At 43.6% G+C, this 922-nt stretch carries 1 protein-coding gene and 1 pseudogene; both read left to right on the top strand.

Annotation, left to right across the window (positions count from 1 at the left end; all coding sequences use genetic code 11):
- Window positions 1-663, top strand: a pseudogene (locus tag ACWHAR_RS24435) (hypothetical protein); the annotation flags it as partial.
- 5 nt (window positions 664-668) lie between these two features.
- Entirely contained in the window at window positions 669-851 is a 183-nt protein-coding gene (locus tag ACWHAR_RS24430) for a hypothetical protein (RefSeq protein ID WP_202604387.1), read from the top strand.
- Window positions 852-922 lie beyond the last annotated feature (71 nt).

Genomic DNA, 922 nt, shown 5'->3' with positions numbered 1-922 from the left:
AATTTCCTTTCCTTAAACCATGCGAAAACAGCTCTAAAAACCTTCAAAGCACATGATGATTACATTCAAAAAGCGATCAGCAACGATATGCTGATCGGGGCAAATAAACTCGATTTATTTCGTTTTGATGAAGCCGAACAGCATTACAAGCAAGCCCTTAAAGACGCGGCACTGATCAAACATCATGTCCTCCTCGGCATGGCTCACCACAACTTAGGGTTGAGCTATGTCAATCGCAACCTCCTCACATTGGCTGAACATCATTTCAAAGAAGCGCTGCTTATCAAAGAGCATGAAGAATCGGTTTACGGCATCCATTCCATGTTTGAACTGACACATGTGCTGTACAAATCAAATGTTGTCAAAGAAGCACGCAAATTGTATGAAAAAGGATTTTTCCGTGCGGAAAAAGCAGGAGAAAGGGAATATTTGTCGAAATTTAAACTTATTCATGCTCTGTATGATGAACAGGATCCACTTGCGGTTGAACATGCTTTAGAATATCTTAAAACGATCAATCTCTGGACGGATGTAGCGGAATTAACATTTGATATCGCACTTTACTATAAAGAAAATGGAGATGCAGACAAAGCTGCCGAATATTTTGAAGAATCTCATCATGCAAGAGACCAAATTCTTAAAAGAACGGAGGAGTTAAAGTGAAAAAGATGATTGCCGTTGCGTTGACTGCCGTCTTTGCAAGCCTTGTCGTTTTAAGTTTTTCGTCTCAGCCGAAGGGAGATGCCGAGTTTGCCGGCCGAGCCATTTTTCTTGACGATAAGCCGGCTCAGCTGATGGCGGGCAGAGCGATCTTTCTCGACAGCCTTGACGGAAATTCGCCAGCCGCCTGACAAAACACCGCATAACCCTGCTTGTCACCGGACAAGCTCTCTTCGAAAAGCGCCGCCAGCGGCGCTTTTTT

Source organism: Bacillus sp. LR--39, from assembly GCF_053613335.1.
Note: the sequence above shows the minus strand (reverse complement) of the source record. Positions and strands in the feature narration are given on the sequence as shown.